This window comes from Oligella sp. HMSC09E12, assembly GCF_001808505.1.
Classification (GTDB): domain Bacteria; phylum Pseudomonadota; class Gammaproteobacteria; order Burkholderiales; family Burkholderiaceae_B; genus Oligella; species Oligella urethralis.
The window spans coordinates 1-19,273 of record NZ_KV793568.1 but is presented as its reverse complement, the minus strand read 5'-3'; the positions used below and the strand labels follow the sequence as shown (position 1 = coordinate 19,273).

Here is a 19,273-nt window from a genome sequence, read left to right as displayed (position 1 = left end):
ATTTTAAACGAGTTGATCAAAAATCAATAAACATGGCATCGCCATAACTAAAGAAGCGATAGCGCTGCTGAATGGCGTGCTGGTAGGTTTTTTTCATGCTGTCCAATCCCATCAGTGCAGCAACGAGCATTAAGAGGGTGGACTGCGGTAAATGGAAGTTAGTGATTAAGGCATCAACCACTTTAAACTGATACCCTGGGGTAATAAATAAACGGGTATCTCCTTGGTGCGCAAGCGGGCAACGCATTGCTTCTATCGTACCACCAAATTGTGCTGCCGATTCCAAAGCACGCACGCTCGTGGTTCCTACGGCAATCACCCGACCACCGGCTGCCCGCGCCGATTGAATCGCCGTCACGACCTCGGGGCCAACCTCATACCATTCGGCATGCATGATATGGTCCTTGATGGCTGTGGTTCTCACCGGTTGAAAGGTGCCGGCACCGACATGTAAGGTGACAAAGGTGGTGTTAATGCCTTTTTGTCTTAACTGCTCCAACAGCTCATTATCAAAGTGGAGACCAGCGGTTGGGGCTGCCACTGCTCCCGGGGTTTTAGCATAGACGGTCTGATAGCGTTCATCATCCTCTGCATCTGGGGTGTGCGTAATATAAGGTGGTAAAGGAGTGGCGCCGAACTCCTCCAGCAATGGTAGTAATGGCTTAGAAAACACTAATTCGTAGAGCGCATCCTCACGGCCCAGGACCTGTGCGCTAAATTGATCATCCGCAAAATGCAGTGTGCTATCAAGTTTGGGCGCTTTACTGGCCTTAATATGGGCAAGGGCACGCTGATCGTCAAGTAAGCGCTCAATTAAAATCTCAATCTTGCCACCGCTGCTTTTGTGACCAAAAAGCCTCGCTTTAATTACCTTGGTGTTATTAAATACTAATAAATCATGGGGTTTCACAAAGTCAATGAGCTCGGTAAATTGATGGTCATGACAATGGCCCTGCGCATCCACGCGTAACAAGCGGCTTTTATTACGCTGCTCGGCAGGTGATTGTGCAATTAAGTCTTCAGGTAATTCGTAATCAAAATCACTCAACGTTAAGGTGTTGTCGAGTGGGGGCAGTGTTAAGGAGTTGTTATTCATATCTTTCTGAGAGCTAAAAAGCAATTATAAGGCCTAGCTGTGCTTGATAACGTTTCTACTGCGAATGTCAGCGATTTAGTGTGATTATTAACGCTCTCCGCGTAGCAAAAAAATTATCACAGAGATGAGAAAGTGTGTCTTTTTTTGATAGACTAAGCCTTAACAAAAAAATTAACACACCCCCCAATTTTGCGGAGATTTTATGGCTATTCATGAGGTTAAGCATCCTTTAGTGCAACACAAACTCGGTTTGATGCGCGAGATTAATTTAAGTACTAAGAGTTTTAGGGAGTTGGCAGGCGAGGTAACCACTTTGTTAACCTATGAGGCGACTAAGGATTTTGCCTTGGAAGAGCATGAGGTGCAGGGTTGGTGTGGTCCGGTTAAGGTACAAAAGCTGAGCGGGAAAAAAGTCACGGTGGTGCCAATTTTACGTGCGGGTATTGGTATGTTAGAGGGCGTATTAACCTTAATTCCCGGTGCCAAGGTGAGTGCGGTGGGGATTGCCCGTGATGAAAAAACGTTTGAAGCAGCGACTTATTTAAAAAAATTGGTTGATGATTTAGACCAGCGTTTGGCAATTATTATTGATCCGATGTTAGCAACGGGTGGCTCCATGGTGGCGACTATCGATATGCTAAAGCAAGCCGGTTGTAGGGAAGTGCGTGCCTTGGTGCTAACGGCTGCACCCAAAGGTATTGATGCCGTGCTTTCTAAGCATCCTGATGTGCAAATTTATACCGCTGCCATTGATGAGGGCTTAGATGCGAATAACTATATTCTGCCAGGCCTGGGTGATGCTGGTGATCGTATTTTCGGGACTCGACAAAAGGATTAAACGAGCCTATACCATTGATATTCGGTTCTTGTCAGCAAATATTGCTAAGGGTAATAATTTAACTCTTTGCTTGATGATAGCAACTGTTTTGCGTTAAAACATAGTTATAGTCATTTAACATTAAACTGATTGAAGGAGAGTAAAATGGCCACTACAAATAATGCGAAAAAGAATATTGAAAATATCAAAGACACGGTTCAACAAACAGAAGAAGAATTATTAGAAAGCTTACAAGCTGCGATTAAGGATGCGGAAAAGATTCTTGGTGAAGCCAAATCTGCAAATGAAGCCAAAGCTAAGGAGCTACGCGCTAAAGCACGTGAAACACTAGAAGCAGCTTACGGTAGTTTTGAAGATGCCAAGGATAGCATTGTCGATCAAGGTAAAGAGCTGGTTGACCAGGGTAAGGACTGGGCCGAGCGCCACTATAGCAAGGGTAAACGCACTGCCGCCAGACTATATGAGCAAGGTCATGACTATGTCGACGATATGTACGACAGCGCGCTTGAGTTTAGAGATGATATGGTGGACCGTGGTCATCAATTTGCCGAAGAGGCCGATGATTATGTACACCAAAACCCTTGGACTACCATCGGTATTGCCAGTGTTGCTGCTTTATTATTAGGCGTTATTATTGGTCGTCGCTAATCTTTTTAGTTGTTATTAGCTTTTATTTTAGCAATTTAAATAGATTCCCGTAGATAGCTAAATTGGCGCTAGTGCTAAGTCTAGGTGTTTCTAGATAGCCTTAGCGCCTTTTTAGTGTTTAATAAAAGGTGAGTCATTATGTCCTTAGCTCAGGATTCAAAAGATTTAGTTAATACGATCGCCGCCACCCTAAGTAATCGAGCGGAGTTATTTGGGCTCGAGCTGGTTGAGGAGCGCAAGCGTTTTGTAAGTGCTGTGGTGTTTGGTGTGGCAGCGGCAATTTTAGGCATGTTTTTTCTCTTGGGGTTGTCCTTTTTAGCATTGATGCTGTTATGGGATAGTCCTTATCGTTATGCCGTCGTCGGTGGTGTGACAGTGCTCTATGCAGTGTTGGCCTTAGCTTGTATCGCCAAATTAAAAGCGTTATTTACGGACAGCAAACCCTTTGCGGCAAGTGTGCAAGTGCTTAAAGATGATGCGGCTAAGCTTAAGGGTGAGATGCTGACGGCACCGCCATTTAGTCCTGCGGCATCCCGCTCGGATACAAGTGCAGGGTCAAGGGAGGTTTAAGATGACGAATCAGGTAAAAAAATCTCAGCAGCCGGATAAGCGTAAAGCGCTCTTAATGGCTAAAATTTATGCCGAGCGTGAGTTGATCGGTTTACAGGGTCAGCGCTTGATCTATGATGTTAAGCCATCCACAATCAAAAACAACCTGTTTGAAGGCGCCGTTGAACGACTAGACCAGAGCCGCAGCGCTAGCCGTTTATTTGCTTATGTTGATCGCCATCCGGCGATTAGCTGGGCGGTGGCGCAATTATTAAGACAGGGGGTTAAGCGTAGCCGTTCGTCTTTATGGCGTCCTTTAGCGTTTGGCTTGGCTGCCTGGTTTGTGAATGGTCGCAAGCGTGCTATTCGACGTGAGGCTGCGCGTAAAACACCATTGACGGGGCCACGTGTGCGGGCGCATTCGATGCCGTTGAAGGCTGAGGATGAGGCGCTTTATCTGGACGCTGCAGAACGAGCTGTCCAAGGCACTCGCCCAGACAGTCCAGCGCCAAGACAGCGTGTTAGACGCAGACTGCTGCGTCGTCGTAGCTAAACACCAAGGCTGTTAGGCATAAAAAATGGCAGTTGGAAAATTGAATCCACTGCCATTTTTTTATATAGCGCTTAGTGCCTTAATTGCTCAGCGTCTCAACTTGGGCCTCACGTCGAGCTTCATCCGGTAGGATGCGGGCGATTAAGGCATTGTCCATGCCTTGCATATTAGGGATTTGCACAAAAATACCACTACCGGCGGCCACCTCAGTAGGCTCACCATTGCGTAGCATTTGCTCCAAACGTACCGTTTTATTGCCGCTTGGATGGATAATCTCAATTTCATCACCCACTCTGAAGTGGTTTTTGACATCAATCATGGCCCAGCCATTTTCATCAATTTCAGTGACCTGACCGACAAACTGACTGCGTTTTGAGATGGAGTGACCGCTTAGGTAGTTTTGATAATCTTGCGTTTGGTGTCGCTCTAGAAAGCCACTGGTGTAGCCGCGATTAGCCAGACCTTCGAGATCAGCTAATAAGCTGTAATCAAACGGTCTACCCGCAACCGCATCATCAATCGCACGGCGATAACTTTGTGCTGCTCTGGCGACGTAGTAAACAGACTTGGTGCGTCCCTCAATTTTCAGTGAGTCGACACCGATTTCCGCCAGTTTGGCAACCGATTCAATCGCTCGTAAATCCTTAGAGTTCATGATATAGGTGCCATGCTCGTCCTCCATAATCGGCATATAGGAGCCGGGACGATTGGTTTCTTCGATGAAATACACCTTATCAGCTAAGGGGTGACGTTGTTGGCCATTAATTCCCTCAAAGAGGCTGTCGGCCTCCTCTTTGGCGTGTTCGAAGTTAAAGCCTTGTAATAGGGAGGGTTCAGGCGTGCCGCTATGATCCTCAGCTGAATCATAGACCGTGTAGTTCCAACGACAAGCATTGGTACAGGTGCCTTGGTTCGGATCACGATGGTTAAAATAACCTGACAATAAGCAGCGACCGGAGTAGGCGATACAGAGGGCGCCATGCACAAAAACCTCAAGCTCCATATCAGGTACTTCCTGGCGGATCTCAGCGATTTCCTTAATTGAAAGTTCGCGCGATAAAATAATGCGTTCAATACCGACGCTTTGCCAGAAGCGTACACCCCAGTAATTGGTGGTATTGGCTTGCACTGATAAGTGAATTGGCATGTCCGGCCAACGCTCACGCACCATCATAATTAAACCAGGGTCTGCCATAATCAGCGCATCAGGCCGCATCGCAATCAGCGGCTCCATATCACTTAGAAAAGTCTTTAGTTTGTTGTTGTGCGGTAAGGTGTTAACCGTCAGGTAGAACTTTTTATTGCGTTGATGTGCCTCAGTAATCGCTTGCTCTAACACAGTTAGTTTGGCGAACTCGTTATTACGCACACGCAAGGAGTAGCGCGGGCTACCGGCATAGACGGCATCTGCGCCGTAATCATAGGCAGCACGCATGCGTTCTAAGCCGCCAGCAGGTAGTAATAATTCAGGTGCTTTCATGTATATTAAAATCGTCGCTTCTTAGGTGAAGATGATGTCAGTGAATATGTATTTTGGCGCGCAAAGTACTAAAGCGCTTATGCCTGAAAATCAGGAGTTAAGCGCTATATTTTAATTTATACTGCGCCGCTATGTAAGCTAAGGCTTTGTTTTTAATAAAATAAATTAAAAACCTAGCTGCTGCCACAAAGCATCGACGCGCTGCTTGACCTCGGACTTCATGGTGATGGGAATACCCCATTCTCTATCGGTTTCACCGGGCCATTTGTTGGTGGCGTCCATGCCCATTTTACCCCCAAGACCGGATACGGGGGAGGCAAAGTCCAGATAATCAATAGGGGTATTTTCTACTAACAACGTATCACGGGCTGGATCCATGCGTGTGGTCATGGCCCAGATGACCTCTTTCCAGTCACGGGTATTGACATCTTCATCCACTACCACGATAAATTTCGTGTACATAAATTGACGCAAAATACTCCATACACCAAACATCACGCGCTTGGCATGACCAGCATATTGCTTGCGGATGGACACCACTGCCATGCGATAACTACAACCCTCGGGTGGTAGATAGAAATCCACGATCTCGGGTAATTGCTTACGTAGCAGCGGCACAAATACCTCATTCAGTGCCACGCCTAAAACGGCTGGTTCATCAGGTGGTTTGCCTGTGTAGGTGCTGTGGTAAATGGGGTTTTTGCGCATGGTAATGCGCTCCACGGTAAACACTGGGAACCAGTCCTGCTCATTATAGTAGCCGGTATGATCGCCATAAGGTCCCTCTAAGGCCAGCTCATAATTGGCTAAAAAGCCCCCCGGCATAGGCGGCATTTCCTCACTTAGATGTGGGGCAATGGCAGCGGGATGGTTGTTTGGCAATATATGGCCTTCAAGTACAATTTCGGCACTGGCGGGCACCTGTAGCTCATTGCCGATCGACTTAACTAACTCGGTGCGTGAGCCTCTGAGTAGGCCAGCAAATTGATATTCTGATAAGCTGTCTGGCACGGGTGTCACTGCGCCCAAGATGGTGGCTGGATCCGCTCCTAGGGCAACGCTGATTGGAAAGGGCTTGCCAGGATTGGCAAGCGCATGATCGCGAAAGTCCAAGGCACCGCCGCGATGCGACAACCAACGCATAATCAGCTTATTAGGTCCTAGTAATTGCTGTCGATAAATACCGAGATTTTGACACTTTGCATGAGGCCCCTTGGTAATCACTAAACCCCATGTGATTAAGGGTGCGACATCACCAGGCCAGCAGGTCTGAATCGGCAGCTGGTTTAAATCCACGGCATCGCCCTCTAGTACAATCTCCTGACAAGGTGCAGAGCGTTGAACCCTAGGTGCCATATCCCACAGCGCCGACTTTAGCATGGAGACCTTTGAAAATGCGTCCTTAAGGCCGCGTGGTGGTTGCGGTTCACGCAATTCAGCTAGCAACTCACCGACTTCTGTTAAGGCTGAAATATCTTCGGCCCCCATGCCCCACGCAACGCGTTCAGGGGTGCCGAACAGATTGGTCAAGACCGGCATGGAGGCTTTTTGTCCCTGGTGCTGGGCGTAATTAAATAGCAGGGCAGGACCCTCAGCACGCAACACACGGTCACTGATCTCAGTCATTTCCAAGTCGGTGGAAATGGCAATATCGATAGCTTTTAATTGTCCGCGTTGCTTTAATTGTTGGAGAAAATCTCTGAGATCCTTATATTTCACCTAAAAAATCCTCTAATCGTTGTACTGCGATTTTTAATTGCTCAATGCCGGTGGCATAAGAAAGACGGAGCATTTTCTTCGCATGGGCAGGACCAAAATCTAGTCCCGGTACCGTGGCAATACCCGCTTTTTCTAATAGTTGGTTGGCAAAATCAACGCTATTATCACTAAATTTACTAATATCGCAATAAATATAAAACGCCCCATCTGGTTTTACTGGGACCTCAATGCCTAAGCGCGCCAATTCAGGTAGTAAGTAATCACGACGCTCTTTAAAGGCGGCACGTCTTTTTTCATAAATTGCCATGGACTCTGGAGCAAAGCATGAAATAGCCGCATGTTGGGCGAGGGTAGGAGCACAAATCGTCAAACTACTGGAGATTTTTTCAAAGGCTGGCACCAAATGCTCTGGAGCAATAATCCAGCCTAGACGCCAACCGGTCATGTTAAAAAACTTGGAAAAGCTATTAATCACCACAATTTCTGGGTCGTGTGCAAGCCCTGATTTAGCCTGATGGTCATAGCTTAAACCTAAGTAAATCTCATCTAAAATCACAATACCACCGAGTGACTTCACGGTAGCGCAGATTTTAGCTAGCTCTTCTTCAGTGATGCTGGTGCCGGTCGGGTTGCTCGGCGAGGCAATTAAGACTGCACGTGTTTTAGGTCCCCAATTGGCTTTGATATTCTCAGCCGATAGCTGAAAGCGATTCTCTGGCGTGCAAGGGACGAGTTTAGTTGTGGCACCAGCAGTCAAAATAAAATTAAAATTAGCCGGATAATAGGGATCGGGCATTAAGACCTCATCCCCTGGATTTAATAGGGTCTGAGCCGCCAGTAATAAAGCCCCAGAGGCCCCGGTTGTGATAATCACTTGTTGGTGGCTAATATTGCTGCCGAATTGCTCATTATAATAATCGGCAATGCAGAGACGTAGAGGCTCTAAGCCTAGGGTTGCGCTGTAGCCACTGAGACCATTTTCGGTGGCCTTGATAAGCGTCTCGCACACCAGTGGTGGTGCGGTAAAATCGGGCTCGCCGATACTTAAACTGATAATATCACGGCCGGCTTCACGTAATGCTTGTGCCTTTTTGGCAAACTCAACAGCATGGAAAGTGACCGATTCTGCAACACGATTAGCTGGTTTAAACATAGATATCAATGCCTGATATAAAAATAGCTGGACTAAGCCAATATGATTAGATAGCAAAAAGTTTTACCATTATACTTGTTCGATTGCCTGCTTTGCTATGGAGAGACACAGTTTAAAATTTGCATGTGCTAGCTTATGGATAGACGTTCTTTTTTAAAAATACACAACGCCGCTGCCGATGAGGCATGGTCTTTGTTTTGCAATCGGCTCCGACGTTTTGTGCATGGGGCATGGGAGAGTCTAGCTGAGAGTAGCGATGGTTATCCGCAGGCACGTTTGCAATTAGAGCGGACACTTGATTTTGACCATGTGCGCGCCTTGGCTGAGCAGTATGATATTGCCTTGGTGCTAGATGGCACGCTACCCTTTGATGCCTTAATTGGTCGCCCCGGCTTGTGGTTAAAGCTGCCGCAGACCATGGAGGAGCCTGATTTTTTCAGTGAAGAGGCTTGTCTTGCCCCCGCGACCACCTTGGTGGGTACATTACTTGAGCAGGGTTATGAGCAGTTCAGAGGGGTGCCGCCACTGCTTAATTTGGCGCAATGGTTTGCTGATCCTCATTATCATGATATGCGTCCTGGACTTAGTTTTTTATCTGGGGTAGAGCGTATGCAGGTGGTTTTTGCCAATGGCGATAAGGCGGTGGTGGGTGGCTTTGGAGTAAATGATACCGCACCTTTAAACATTGCCATTTTACATAAAGCCATTCCACGGTTATTTGAGATGTTGCAGCAAACTCAGATTCGGGAGGCACTTGAAGCACCGATTTGGCCTTATGCATATCGCTTCGATGCCTTACACAATAAGCATGTCGATCCGAATATCGCTCGGGTATTTTTAGGGCATCGTGGTAGTTTGTTATGGGTACAATCTTTGGTAATACGCAAAATACCTCCGCTCCGGCGCCTTTTGCGGACAGCTGCAGAGTGGCAACAGGGCTATGCTGAGGGGCTTTGCGGGGGTGAAGCGGATTTAGAAATTAAGCAATTATTCGACCCAACAGGCATGTATCCCTACTTTGACGAGCTATTCAAGACTTTTTAATGTAATTCATTAAATAATACGTTAGTATTGAGTATAAATTAGCGAGTACGCTGAATTGCTGTCATCCCCTGTGTTGATAGCGCGTCCGCTGTCATTATTTCATCATCACTCTCAAGAATTAAGGATTTTATCAATGGACGATACGTTGCGCGAAGCCGCCTTGTTTTATCACCGACAGGGTAAGCCGGGTAAGATTTCGGTAGAACCGACTAAAAAGCTGGCTAACCAGCGAGACTTGGCCTTAGCTTATTCCCCGGGTGTGGCTGCGGCTTGTGACGAAATTGTTAAGGACGCCGCAAACGCTAGCCTGTATACAGCGCGCGGTAACCTGGTGGGCGTTATTACTAACGGTACGGCTGTCTTAGGCTTGGGCGAGATCGGTGCCTTAGCCTCTAAGCCTGTGATGGAGGGTAAGGCTGTACTATTTAAGAAGTTCGCCGGGATTGATTGCTTTGATATTGAAATTAATGAAAAGGATCCGGAGAAATTAGTTGAAATTATCGCTGGATTAGAGCCTACCTTCGGTGGTATTAACTTAGAGGATATTAAAGCGCCGGAGTGTTTTATAGTCGAGCAAAAATTACGCGAGCGTATGCGTATCCCGGTGTTTCATGATGATCAGCATGGTACGGCGATTTGTGTAGCTGCTGCCTTTATTAATGGTCTTAAGGTGGTTGATAAAGCTATCGATGAGGTGAAGTTGGTGGTGTCCGGCGCCGGCGCAGCAGCCTTAGCCTGTCTGGATTTGTTAGTGGATTTAGGTGTGCCGCTTGAAAATATCTGGGTGAGCGATATTGAGGGCGTTGTTTACAAGGGTCGTACCTTGTTGATGGATGAGAAAAAGGCGCGTTACGCTCAAGAAACCTCGCTGCGTACCCTTGATCAGATTATTGATGGCGCTGATGTTTTCTTGGGACTATCTGCAGGGGGTGTGTTAAAGCAGGATATGGTTAAAAAAATGGCTGCGCAACCCTTGATTTTAGCCTTGGCAAATCCTAATCCTGAAATTCTGCCAGAGCTAGCCAAAGAGGTGCGTCCGGATGCGGTCATTGCAACCGGTCGTTCTGATTACCCGAATCAGGTAAATAACGTACTTTGTTTCCCCTATATTTTCCGTGGTGCACTCGATGTCGGTGCTATCAGCATTACGCGTAATATGGAAATTGCGTGTGTGCATGCGATTTGTAATTTGGCTCAAGAGGAACAAAATGAGCGTGTGGCGGCGGCTTATGAAGTGACGGAGGTATCCTTTGGTCCCGAATACTTGATTCCGAAGCCCTTAGATCCGCGCTTAATTACCCGCATTGCGCCAGCCGTTGCGAAAGCCGCGATGGAAGATGGGGTGGCCACACGTCCGATTGCGGATTTTGATGAGTATATCGGTAACTTAAAAGAGTTTGTTTATCACTCAGGTGCCTTTATGCGCCCTCTATTTACGATGGCGCGTCAATTTAATATCGAACAGGATAAGAAATCTCGTATCGTCTTTACCGAGGGTGAGGATGAGCGTGTGTTACGTGCGGTGCAAGTATTGTTAGACGAAAAAATTTGCGCACCGATCTTAGTGGGTCGACCTGAGGTCTTAGCTAAGCGTATTAAGCAGTACGGATTACGCATTGATTTAGAGACGCAAGTAGAAGTGGTAAATCCTGAGATGGATGATCGCTACAAGGTGTATTGGCAGTCTTATTGGGAGATGCGTAAGCGTGCCGGTGTGAGCCAAGAGCTGGCGCGTGTGGAAATGCGTCGACGCATGACCTTGATTGGTGCGATGTTGATGCACCTTGGTGAGGCTGATGGCATGATTTGTGGTACGGTCGGCACCTATACCGGTCATTTGCAGTGGATTGATCAGGTCTTAGGGATGGATGAAAATGTTAGTACCTACGGTGCGCTAAGCTTATTAATCCTACCTGAGCGAGTGATTGCCATAGCCGATACACATGTTAATCCAGATCCCACGCCTGAAGAAATTGCTGAGATCACCTTAATGGCTGCTGCCGAGTTGAGACATATTAAAATCAACCCTAAGGTAGCACTGTTATCGTCTTCAGACTATGGTACGGATTTTCCGATTTCTGGTGAAAAAATGCGTAAAGCATTAGAAATCATCCGTGAGCGTGATCCAGCGCTTGAAATTGATGGGGAAATGCACGGCGATATGGCGCTGAATGAGGCTTTACGCAAGAAGCGTATGCCGGATTCGCCATTGACTGGGAGTGCTAATTTAGTGATTTGCCCTGATATGCAAAGTGGTAATATTGCGTATAACTTATTAAAGTCTTCTGTCGGCAGTAATGTATCCATCGGTCCTTTCCTTTTAGGATGTAAAAAACCGGTGCATATTTTGACTTCCAGTGCGACGGTGAGACGAATTATTAATATGACAGTCTTGGCTGTGGTTGATGCAAATACCCGTGCATCCTAGGGTCAAATTATTTTAAAATTGAAATTAGTATCTCAGTTATTGCTTGTTTGAGGAGATGGGATGGTCAAAAAAACAGCGACAAGCTTAGAGCAAGTCTTTGCAGTAGGTGGCGCGATTCCAGAGGAGCTTGCCCAGCTTGAAGCGGTCAGTGAATTGGCTGCTTCCCAAGGTTTGACCTTTTTTAATGTTAATTGTGATAAAGCGCGTAATGTTTCAGCTGTATTACGTGCAGTATCCAAGGCGGTCGATTATCCATCTTTTTTCGGTTCGGATACAGACGCCTTATTGGACTGTCTTAATGAAACCAATACGGATCAGAAAAAGGGCATGGTGCTCTGGCTCCAGAGTCTGCATTCAGAGGATGATGCGTTGCGAGAGTTTGCTGGGCAGTTAGACGGCATCTTGCAGGATGTGACTAAATTTGCTGAGAGCAAGGGGCGCCGCTTTGCTTATTTTGTTGAGCATGTTGGTCCGCATGAGGCGCCTGAGCCTGGTAAGGCACCCACACGTTATGGTGAGATTGACGAGTAATTAAGTTAAGCTTGCTTTAGTTGCTGTCAGGCTTCGGGACGTTGCTTCCGAAGCCTGAATTGTAAGAGCTAGGGTGGAAGTGCGATCAGTTCCAGTCTAATAGGGCTAGGCAGGCAGAGGCCAGGGCAAGTCCGGCGGTTTCAGTTCTGAATATGCGCTCTCCCCAAATCACTTTTTGCAAGGTGGAGCGACTGCTGTGGTCTTGGCCATAAGAAGCAAAGAGAGCCAGTTCATTATCTGACCAGCCACCTTCAGGCCCGATCAAAAGACAAATCGACGCCAGTGTCTCCGGCGCTAAGTGGTCTCGGTACTGTATTAAATAATCGCTGAGTTTGCTGCCATTTTCATGATGACAGAGTAGCAGTAAATCATAGGATTGCTGCTCTAAAAACTGCTTTATTGAGCTTACATCACTCACAGCCAAGGGGAGATTGCGACCGCATTGCTCAGCTGAGCTATTGGCGATGCTTTGCCAGCGCTGTAGGCGCTTTTGTAGGCGATTGCCGCTTAGCTGTAAGATCGAACGCTCTGCCTTTAGTGGATGAATCGCAAGCACCCCCAACTCGCTATTTTTTTCTATAATCCAGTCCATTTTATCGCCGCTCGGTAGGGCTTGGGCAATGGCAAGGTGTCCACCTGGTAAACGGTTGTCTGCAGTGAAAGTGCCGATACGAGCTTTGGCTACGCCATTGTCAAAAAATAGCTGTGCCGCAAACTCCCCTCCTTGACCATTAAATAAAACTATCCCATCACCATCACGTAAACGTAAACTACGCCCTGCATGATTAGCAATCTCCTGCGACAACACCACAGTCTCGTTAGTGGCTAAGGGGGCGGGATAGAAAAAGCGGGGTAGGGACATAAAGCTCCATGGAACAAAGGATAAATGATAGAATGTTAAACCACAATAATTTGCTTAAATTATAAGCCACTTATCACAAAATTTCTGATATAGGACGGATATGAACTCTTCCTCAGGTATTCAACCGACGGATTTAGCAAATGCGATTCGCGCCCTTTCGATGGACGCTGTTCAACAAGCCAATTCCGGGCATCCCGGCGCCCCCATGGGCATGGCTGAAATTGCTGTTGCACTTTGGACGCGTCATCTAAATCACAACCCAAATAATCCACTTTGGCCTAATCGGGATCGTTTTGTACTATCTAACGGTCACGGCTCAATGCTACTTTATTCATTGCTGCATTTGAGTGGTTATGATTTACCGATAGAAGAGATTAAAAACTTCCGTCAATTACATTCCAAAACACCTGGTCATCCAGAAAACTTTGTTACTGCTGGGGTCGAGACCACCACCGGTCCTTTGGGGCAGGGTTTAGCGAATTCGGTTGGCTTTGCCTTGGCTGAGCAACTTTTAGCCAAGGAGTTTAATCGTCCTGGTCATGAGATTGTTGATCACAATACCTATGTATTTGTGGGTGACGGTTGTTTGATGGAGGGTATCTCGCATGAGGCATGTTCATTAGCCGGTACGCTTAAGCTTAATAAGCTGATTGTACTGTACGATGATAATGGCATTTCGATTGACGGTGAGGTGCAGCCTTGGTTTAGTGATGATACCGCTAAGCGTTTTGAAAGCTACGGCTGGCAGGTGATTCCGCAGGTGGATGGGCATGATGTTGAGGCGGTGAGTGCGGCGATTGAACAAGCCAAAACCTGGGCTGCTGAAGCTGATCGTGGTCCTACCTTAATTTGCTGTCGCACTGTTATCGGTCAGGGTTCGCCTAAATTGGCTGGTACGGCCAAGGTGCATGGTGCGCCTTTGGGAGCTGATGAAATTCAAGCCACGCGTCAAGCCATTGGTTGGGATGCTGAGCCCTTTGAGATTCCGGAAGCCATTAAATCGGCATGGGATTTACGCGAACAGGGTACACAAAAAGAAGCGCTTTGGGCGGATAAATTTGCTGCCTACAGTGCGGCTCATCCTGAGTTGGCACGAGAGTTTGAGCGCCGTATGCAGGGTGATTTACCAGCCGATTTCGCAGTACGTTTTCAAGCTTTCTTAGATGAAACCGTGCAGCGAGCTGAAACCGTTGCAACACGTAAGGCCTCGCAGTTTGTGATTGAGGCCTTGCAAGCGATGTTGCCTGAGTTGATTGGTGGTTCCGCTGACTTAACTGGTTCTAATTTTACTGATTGGTCGGGTGCGGTAGCCGTCCGAGCCGGTCAGGATACGCCAGCCGGACGTCATATTAATTATGGTGTACGTGAATTTGCGATGGCAGCGATGATGAACGGTATGGCTTTACATGGCGGTTATTTGCCTTTTGGCGGCACCTTTCTGACCTTTTCCGATTATTCGCGTAATGCCATTCGTATGGCGGCCTTGATGAAGCAGCGCGTGATTCATATCTTTACCCATGACTCTATTGGTTTGGGTGAGGATGGTCCGACACACCAGTCGATTGAGCATGCAAGTAGCTTAAGACTGATTCCTAATCTAGATGTCTGGCGCCCATGCGATACGGTAGAGACCGCGGTTGCTTGGCGCTCTGCTGTGGAGCGACCAGTAACAGTAGGGGCTCAGGTTAAAGATGGCGGGCCTAGCGCTTTACTACTTTCCCGACAAAATCTGCCGTTTATGCCGAGAACTGAGACTGCCTTGGCACAAATCGCCATGGGTGCTTATGTATTAAGTGATGCGGATAATGCGCAAGCGGTGATTGTAGCCACTGGTTCTGAGGTGGAAATTGCCATTAAAGCCCAACAGCAATTAGCTGCTGAGGGTATTGCTGTACGTGTGGTGTCCATGCCTTCAACTAATGTCTTTGATCGTCAGAGCAAAGCCTATCGTGAGGCAGTGTTGCCACCGGCTTTACCCACGGTGGCGGTAGAGGCGGGTAGTACCGACCTTTGGTATAAGTATGTAGGCCGTGATGGTGCGGTTGTTGGTATCGATAGTTACGGTGCATCAGCGCCGGCCGGTGAGTTATTTAATTATTTTGGCTTGACGGCTGAGAAAGTCGTTGCAGCGGTGAAGAATCTTTTATAAGGAGTCGAAAAATGACGATTCGTGTTGCTATTACAGGTTTTGGTCGTATTGGTCGTAACGTTTTACGTGCCCATTACGAAAACAATAAAAAGCATGATATCGAAATCGTGGCGATTAATATGTCCGGCGATTTTGAAACTAATGCCCATTTATTAAAATACGATACCACGCATGGTCGTTTTGATGCGGATGTGCAGTTAGACGGCGATCACTTTGTGATTAATGGCGATCGTATCCGTTTGTTTGCCACCCGCGATCCTAAGGAATTGCCTTGGGGTGAATTAGATGTGGACGTGGTGTTGGAGTGTACGGGTGCTTTTACTAGTAAAGCCAAGGCGCAAGTGCATTTAGAGTCTGGTGCTAAAAAGGTCATTATTTCAGCGCCTGGCGGTGATGATGTCGATGCAACGGTGGTTTACGGTGTTAACCAGGATGTTTTAAAAGCTGAACACACGGTGATTTCTGCTGCTTCTTGTACAACTAACTGCTTAGCCCCGTTGGTGAAGCCTTTACATGAGGCTATTGGGGTGGAAAATGGTTTAATGACAACTATCCACGCCTATACTAATGACCAGGTGCTATTAGATGTGCGTCATAAGGACTTGCGTCGTGCGCGTTCAGCCTCAATGAATATGATTCCGACCAAAACCGGTGCTGCCAAGGCACTAGGTTTGGTATTACCTGAGTTAAATGGTAAATTAGACGGTTATGCAGTACGGGTACCAACCATTAACGTATCGATGGTGGATTTATCCTTTATCGCTAAGCGCGAAACCACGGTTGATGAGGTTAATCGCATTCTTAAAGCTGCCTCTGAGGGTGAGTTAAAGGGTGTCTTAGGCTTTAATGATTTGCCGCTAGTTTCGACCGACTTTAATCACAGTAATGAATCCAGTATTTACGATGCCACCCTAACCAAGGTTAGCGGTCGTTTGGTCAAGGTATCTTCTTGGTACGATAACGAGTGGGGCTTCTCTCAGCGTATGCTGGACAATACAGTTGCTTTGATGAATGCTAAGTAATCAGCTGGCGACTCATTTCACAATGAAAATCAGTAATTAAGTAAAAGACAAAGGCGGCATTTCAACTACGGATTGAATGCCGCTTTGTTACTGCTAAACGCTATTTAAAATATAGCAGAGTCTTTGGGAGCTCTTCATGTTTAAAATTAAAACACTCGCTTCATTAGCTGAGCGGGGCGAATTAAAAAATAAGCGTGTCTTTATTCGCGCTGACTTAAACGTGCCTTTTAATAGTCAAGGCGAAATTACCGAGGATACACGCATTCGAGCGTCAATCCCAGGGATTAAACTGGCTTTGCAAAGTGGTGCAGCCGTGATGGTTTGCTCTCATTTAGGCCGCCCTGTCGAAGGAACAGAAGCTCGTCCTGAGGATAGTTTGGCACCTGTGGCAGCGCACATGGCTGAGCTTTTAGGTCAAGCAGTACCTTTAGTAAAGCACTGGGTTAATGGCGTTGATGTCAGTCCCGGTCAAGTAGTGGTGTTAGAAAACTGTCGTCTCAATGTCGGTGAGAAGGCCAATGCCGATGAGCTATCTCAACAAATGGCTAAGCTCTGCGATGTTTATGTAAATGATGCGTTTGGTACAGCGCACCGGGCCCAAGCCTCTACCCATGGTATCGCTAAGTTTGCTCCTGTTGCTTGCGCTGGTCCCTTATTAGAGGCAGAATTAGTCGCTTTAAGCGTGGCCTTAGAAAACCCTAAACGTCCGCTTGTCGCTATTGTGGGTGGTTCTAAGGTATCCACTAAATTGTCGATTCTAGAAAGCTTAGCTGATAAAGTCGATCAGCTGATTGTGGGCGGTGGTATTGCCAATACCTTTATGTTGGCTGAGGGTCTGAATATTGGGAAATCTTTAGCTGAGCCTGAACAGTTAGGGCAAAGTGAGGCGGTGATTAAGAAAATCCTTAGCCGCAACGCACACCTGCCGATTCCCGAAGATGTGGTGGTGGGTAAAGCCTTTGCCGCCGATACGCCTGCTGAGACAAAGTCTGCTACCGAAGTGGCTGAAGACGATATGATTTTTGATATTGGTCCTAAAACTGCGGCTAGCTTAGCTGGTATGTTAAGCAAAGCTGGCACCATTGTTTGGAATGGTCCGGTCGGTGTGTTTGAATTTGATGCCTTTGCTGGTGGTACGGAAGTGATTGCAAAAGCCATTGCTGAGAGTGAGGCCTTTTCTATTGCAGGGGGCGGTGACACCCTAGCCGCAATAGCTAAATTCGGTATCGCTGATAAGGTGAGTTATATCTCCACGGGTGGTGGTGCTTTCTTGGAGTTTTTGGAAGGTAAGAAGTTACCCGCTTTAGAAATTTTAGAGCAACGCTACGAAAGCTAAGTCATGTAAGTTTTTGCGCCGTGCTAGCAACGTGTGGCTAAACTAAACTAGCCTGATGGTATGATGCTTTACATACCATCAGGCTTTTTTGATGAAGCGTGTTAGTTATTATGCGTCATATCAAGTGGCACAATATATTTATCAAAGTCTTCAGCGCTTAAATAGCCAAGTGCGAGTGCCGACTCGCGTAGACTCAGCTTTTCATGATGCGCTTTTTTGGCAATTTCAGCCGCTTTATCATAACCAATATGCTTATTTAAGGCCGTGACAAGCATCAGATTTTTCTCTAGATTCTGCTTGATTTTTTCAAGTTCGGGCTCAATACCGACAGCGCAATGATCATTAAAGGCCAATGCCGCATCCGCTAGCAGCTGAATGCTTTCAAGTACATTATGAACCATCACGGGCTTATACACATTTAACTGGAAATTGCCTTGACTATTGGCAAAGGCGACAGCGGCGTCATTACCAAAGACCTGCACGCACACCATGGTCAGCGCTTCCGCCTGCGTGGGATTTACTTTGCCTGGCATAATAGATGAACCCGGTTCATTTTCGGGAATCGTAATTTCACCGATACCGCAGCGAGGGCCGCTCGCTAGCCAACGCACATCATTCGCCATTTTCATCAGAGCCATGGCCAGTGTGCGTAAGGCGGCTGAGGTTGCGCTTAGGGCATCATGTGCGGAAAGGGCAAAGAATTTATTTTTCGCACTACGGAAAGGGTAGCCAGTCGCTTTAGCAATATTCGCTGCGCATAGTTCACCAAATTGCGGGTGTGCATTGAGGCCTGTACCGACGGCCGTGCCGCCAATGGCTAAATCGTATAAGCCTTGCATATTGAGCTCAATAGACTCCATGCCGTAGTCAATTTGTGCGACCCAGCTGGAAATCTCCTGACCTAAGGTAATCGGTGTGGCGTCTTGTAAATGTGTGCGACCGGTTTTGACAATCTCTTTGTAAGCCTCGGCTTTAGCGGCGAGGGTATCACGCAAAACCTTAATGGCTGGGAAAAGTGTTTCCTTCAGCTCCAAAACGGTGGCAATATACATGGCGGTGGGGAAAGTGTCATTTGAAGACTGACCGCGGTTTACGTGATCATTAGGGTGAACCGGTGTTTTGGAGCCCATGCTGCCGCCAGCTAGTTCAATCGCACGATTAGAGATGACCTCATTGGAGTTCATATTGGACTGGGTACCGGATCCGGTTTGAAACACAACGAGCGGGAAGTGTGCATCTAATTTACCCTCAATCACCTCATCGGCGGCTTGGATAATGAGCTTAGCCACCTCAGCCCCAATCTCGCCTAATTCGCCATTGGCCTCTGCAGCGGATTTTTTTAGAATGCCTAAGGCGCGGATCATGCTGCGACCCCATTTAAAGCGCGCTACACCAATCGGGAAGTTTTGAATGGAGCGCTGTGTCTGGGCGCCCCAATACTTATCCTCAGGCACCTCAATCGTGCCCATTGAATCGCTTTCAATTCTCATACGCTATCTCCCTACATTCAAGGTTTAAGAAAAATTATCAATCCTACTAGTGTACACTGCTAATAGAGAATAGTAATCACTATCAATTAAATTAACAAAGGCTATGTCAGCATTAGGGGATAGAAACTAGTGATATCCCTAAATGAAATGTAATAAAAAATAACGTATAGTAATCACATGCAGGTGAGGAGACGCGCTCTGCATGAGCAGAAATCCCAATCGAAGTATTTTGGGTCTGTGCTACTAGATATTAATGACACGAAGTACGAGACAGCTTCAATACAGCAAGTAGCACGGTACAATAAAAACAGCGCAAAGGGCGGATTCATTGTGAGTTCGCCCTTTTTTATGTTTGCCCAGCGAGGTTGGCAAACC

The 19,273-nt window shown here is 47.0% G+C and carries 16 protein-coding genes; 10 read left to right on the top strand and 6 right to left on the bottom strand.

Annotation, left to right across the window (positions count from 1 at the left end):
• Positions 1-16: 16 nt before the first annotated feature.
• Positions 17-1,096: a tRNA preQ1(34) S-adenosylmethionine ribosyltransferase-isomerase QueA gene (gene queA, locus HMPREF3179_RS04245; protein ID WP_070469829.1), complete on the bottom strand. Its 1,080-nt coding sequence runs from the start codon at positions 1,094-1,096 to the stop codon at positions 17-19.
• A 202-nt stretch (positions 1,097-1,298) separates the two neighbouring features.
• Here queA and upp point away from each other — a divergent pair, with 202 nt between their 5' ends.
• From upp to HMPREF3179_RS04225, 4 genes are all read left to right on the top strand, one after another.
• A complete protein-coding gene (gene upp / locus HMPREF3179_RS04240) occupies positions 1,299-1,934 on the top strand; it encodes a uracil phosphoribosyltransferase (protein WP_018026806.1) in 636 nt (211 codons plus the stop codon).
• Positions 1,935-2,078: 144 nt separating this feature from the next.
• The gene (locus HMPREF3179_RS04235) at positions 2,079-2,582 is read left to right on the top strand and encodes an ElaB/YgaM/YqjD family protein (RefSeq protein ID WP_018026805.1); all 504 of its coding nucleotides are present in this window, start codon (positions 2,079-2,081) and stop codon (positions 2,580-2,582) included.
• A 138-nt stretch (positions 2,583-2,720) separates the two neighbouring features.
• On the top strand, positions 2,721-3,152 hold the full coding sequence (locus HMPREF3179_RS04230; protein WP_018026804.1) for a phage holin family protein: 432 nt from the start codon (positions 2,721-2,723) through the stop codon (positions 3,150-3,152).
• 1 nt (position 3,153) lies between these two features.
• Positions 3,154-3,684: a hypothetical protein gene (locus HMPREF3179_RS04225; RefSeq protein WP_070469828.1), complete on the top strand. Its 531-nt coding sequence runs from the start codon at positions 3,154-3,156 to the stop codon at positions 3,682-3,684.
• Positions 3,685-3,763: 79 nt separating this feature from the next.
• On the opposite strand, the gene yegQ is transcribed toward HMPREF3179_RS04225, so the two are convergent.
• The 3 genes from yegQ to HMPREF3179_RS04210 all read right to left on the bottom strand — a co-directional run bounded on the left by yegQ (position 3,764) and on the right by HMPREF3179_RS04210 (position 8,036).
• Positions 3,764-5,164: a prephenate-dependent tRNA uridine(34) hydroxylase TrhP gene (yegQ, locus tag HMPREF3179_RS04220; protein WP_070469827.1), complete on the bottom strand. Its 1,401-nt coding sequence runs from the start codon at positions 5,162-5,164 to the stop codon at positions 3,764-3,766.
• A 165-nt stretch (positions 5,165-5,329) separates the two neighbouring features.
• Entirely contained in the window at positions 5,330-6,883 is a 1,554-nt protein-coding gene (locus HMPREF3179_RS04215) for a UbiD family decarboxylase (RefSeq protein ID WP_070469826.1), read from the bottom strand.
• The gene (locus tag HMPREF3179_RS04210) at positions 6,873-8,036 is read right to left on the bottom strand and encodes a pyridoxal phosphate-dependent aminotransferase (RefSeq protein WP_070469825.1); all 1,164 of its coding nucleotides are present in this window, start codon (positions 8,034-8,036) and stop codon (positions 6,873-6,875) included. The genes HMPREF3179_RS04215 and HMPREF3179_RS04210 overlap by 11 nt, the downstream gene beginning before the upstream one ends.
• Before the next feature lie 135 nt (positions 8,037-8,171).
• Between HMPREF3179_RS04210 and HMPREF3179_RS04205 the strand changes: the two genes are divergently transcribed.
• The 3 genes from HMPREF3179_RS04205 (at position 8,172) to HMPREF3179_RS04195 (ending at position 12,039) form a co-directional block, all read left to right on the top strand.
• Positions 8,172-9,080 carry a hypothetical protein gene (locus HMPREF3179_RS04205; protein ID WP_070469824.1) on the top strand — a complete coding sequence of 303 codons (909 nt, stop codon included), beginning with the start codon at positions 8,172-8,174 and terminating at the stop codon, positions 9,078-9,080.
• A 133-nt stretch (positions 9,081-9,213) separates the two neighbouring features.
• A complete protein-coding gene (locus HMPREF3179_RS04200; RefSeq protein WP_018026798.1) occupies positions 9,214-11,508 on the top strand; it encodes an NADP-dependent malic enzyme in 2,295 nt (764 codons plus the stop codon).
• Positions 11,509-11,568: 60 nt separating this feature from the next.
• A complete protein-coding gene (locus HMPREF3179_RS04195; protein ID WP_018026797.1) occupies positions 11,569-12,039 on the top strand; it encodes a barstar family protein in 471 nt (156 codons plus the stop codon).
• Between the two features lie 85 nt (positions 12,040-12,124).
• On the opposite strand, the gene HMPREF3179_RS04190 is transcribed toward HMPREF3179_RS04195, so the two are convergent.
• Positions 12,125-12,901, bottom strand: coding sequence for a 16S rRNA (uracil(1498)-N(3))-methyltransferase (locus tag HMPREF3179_RS04190; RefSeq protein WP_070469823.1), 777 nt, complete (start codon positions 12,899-12,901; stop codon positions 12,125-12,127).
• A 100-nt stretch (positions 12,902-13,001) separates the two neighbouring features.
• On the opposite strand from HMPREF3179_RS04190, the gene tkt reads away from it, so the two are divergent.
• The 3 genes from tkt to HMPREF3179_RS04175 all read left to right on the top strand — a co-directional run bounded on the left by tkt (position 13,002) and on the right by HMPREF3179_RS04175 (position 17,408).
• Entirely contained in the window at positions 13,002-15,050 is a 2,049-nt protein-coding gene (gene tkt, locus HMPREF3179_RS04185; protein ID WP_070469822.1) for a transketolase, read from the top strand.
• An 11-nt stretch (positions 15,051-15,061) separates the two neighbouring features.
• A complete protein-coding gene (gene gap / locus HMPREF3179_RS04180) occupies positions 15,062-16,072 on the top strand; it encodes a type I glyceraldehyde-3-phosphate dehydrogenase (protein ID WP_036557511.1) in 1,011 nt (336 codons plus the stop codon).
• Between the two features lie 136 nt (positions 16,073-16,208).
• Positions 16,209-17,408 (top strand): phosphoglycerate kinase, encoded by a 1,200-nt coding sequence (locus HMPREF3179_RS04175; RefSeq protein WP_070469821.1) that lies wholly within the window; start codon positions 16,209-16,211, stop codon positions 17,406-17,408.
• A gap of 101 nt (positions 17,409-17,509) precedes the next feature.
• On the opposite strand, the gene fumC is transcribed toward HMPREF3179_RS04175, so the two are convergent.
• Positions 17,510-18,898, bottom strand: coding sequence for a class II fumarate hydratase (gene fumC / locus HMPREF3179_RS04170; protein WP_070469820.1), 1,389 nt, complete (start codon positions 18,896-18,898; stop codon positions 17,510-17,512).
• Positions 18,899-19,273: the final 375 nt, after the last annotated feature.

Excerpts from the sequence above, each read along its gene's own strand:
- HMPREF3179_RS04230 (WP_018026804.1), top strand. The coding sequence starts at position 2,721 with ATGTCCTTAGCTCAGGATTCAAAAGATTTAGTTAATACGATCGCCGCC.
- HMPREF3179_RS04235 (WP_018026805.1), top strand. The coding sequence starts at position 2,079 with ATGGCCACTACAAATAATGCGAAAAAGAATATTGAAAATATCAAAGAC.
- HMPREF3179_RS04210 (WP_070469825.1), bottom strand. The coding sequence starts at position 8,036 with ATGTTTAAACCAGCTAATCGTGTTGCAGAATCGGTCACTTTCCATGCT.
- fumC (WP_070469820.1), bottom strand. The coding sequence starts at position 18,898 with ATGAGAATTGAAAGCGATTCAATGGGCACGATTGAGGTGCCTGAGGAT.
- HMPREF3179_RS04225 (WP_070469828.1), top strand. The coding sequence starts at position 3,154 with ATGACGAATCAGGTAAAAAAATCTCAGCAGCCGGATAAGCGTAAAGCG.
- HMPREF3179_RS04175 (WP_070469821.1), top strand. The coding sequence starts at position 16,209 with ATGTTTAAAATTAAAACACTCGCTTCATTAGCTGAGCGGGGCGAATTA.
- queA (WP_070469829.1), bottom strand. The coding sequence starts at position 1,096 with ATGAATAACAACTCCTTAACACTGCCCCCACTCGACAACACCTTAACG.
- gap (WP_036557511.1), top strand. The coding sequence starts at position 15,062 with ATGACGATTCGTGTTGCTATTACAGGTTTTGGTCGTATTGGTCGTAAC.
- yegQ (WP_070469827.1), bottom strand. The coding sequence starts at position 5,164 with ATGAAAGCACCTGAATTATTACTACCTGCTGGCGGCTTAGAACGCATG.
- HMPREF3179_RS04190 (WP_070469823.1), bottom strand. The coding sequence starts at position 12,901 with ATGTCCCTACCCCGCTTTTTCTATCCCGCCCCCTTAGCCACTAACGAG.
- tkt (WP_070469822.1), top strand. The coding sequence starts at position 13,002 with ATGAACTCTTCCTCAGGTATTCAACCGACGGATTTAGCAAATGCGATT.
- HMPREF3179_RS04200 (WP_018026798.1), top strand. The coding sequence starts at position 9,214 with ATGGACGATACGTTGCGCGAAGCCGCCTTGTTTTATCACCGACAGGGT.
- HMPREF3179_RS04195 (WP_018026797.1), top strand. The coding sequence starts at position 11,569 with ATGGTCAAAAAAACAGCGACAAGCTTAGAGCAAGTCTTTGCAGTAGGT.
- HMPREF3179_RS04205 (WP_070469824.1), top strand. The coding sequence starts at position 8,172 with ATGGATAGACGTTCTTTTTTAAAAATACACAACGCCGCTGCCGATGAG.
- upp (WP_018026806.1), top strand. The coding sequence starts at position 1,299 with ATGGCTATTCATGAGGTTAAGCATCCTTTAGTGCAACACAAACTCGGT.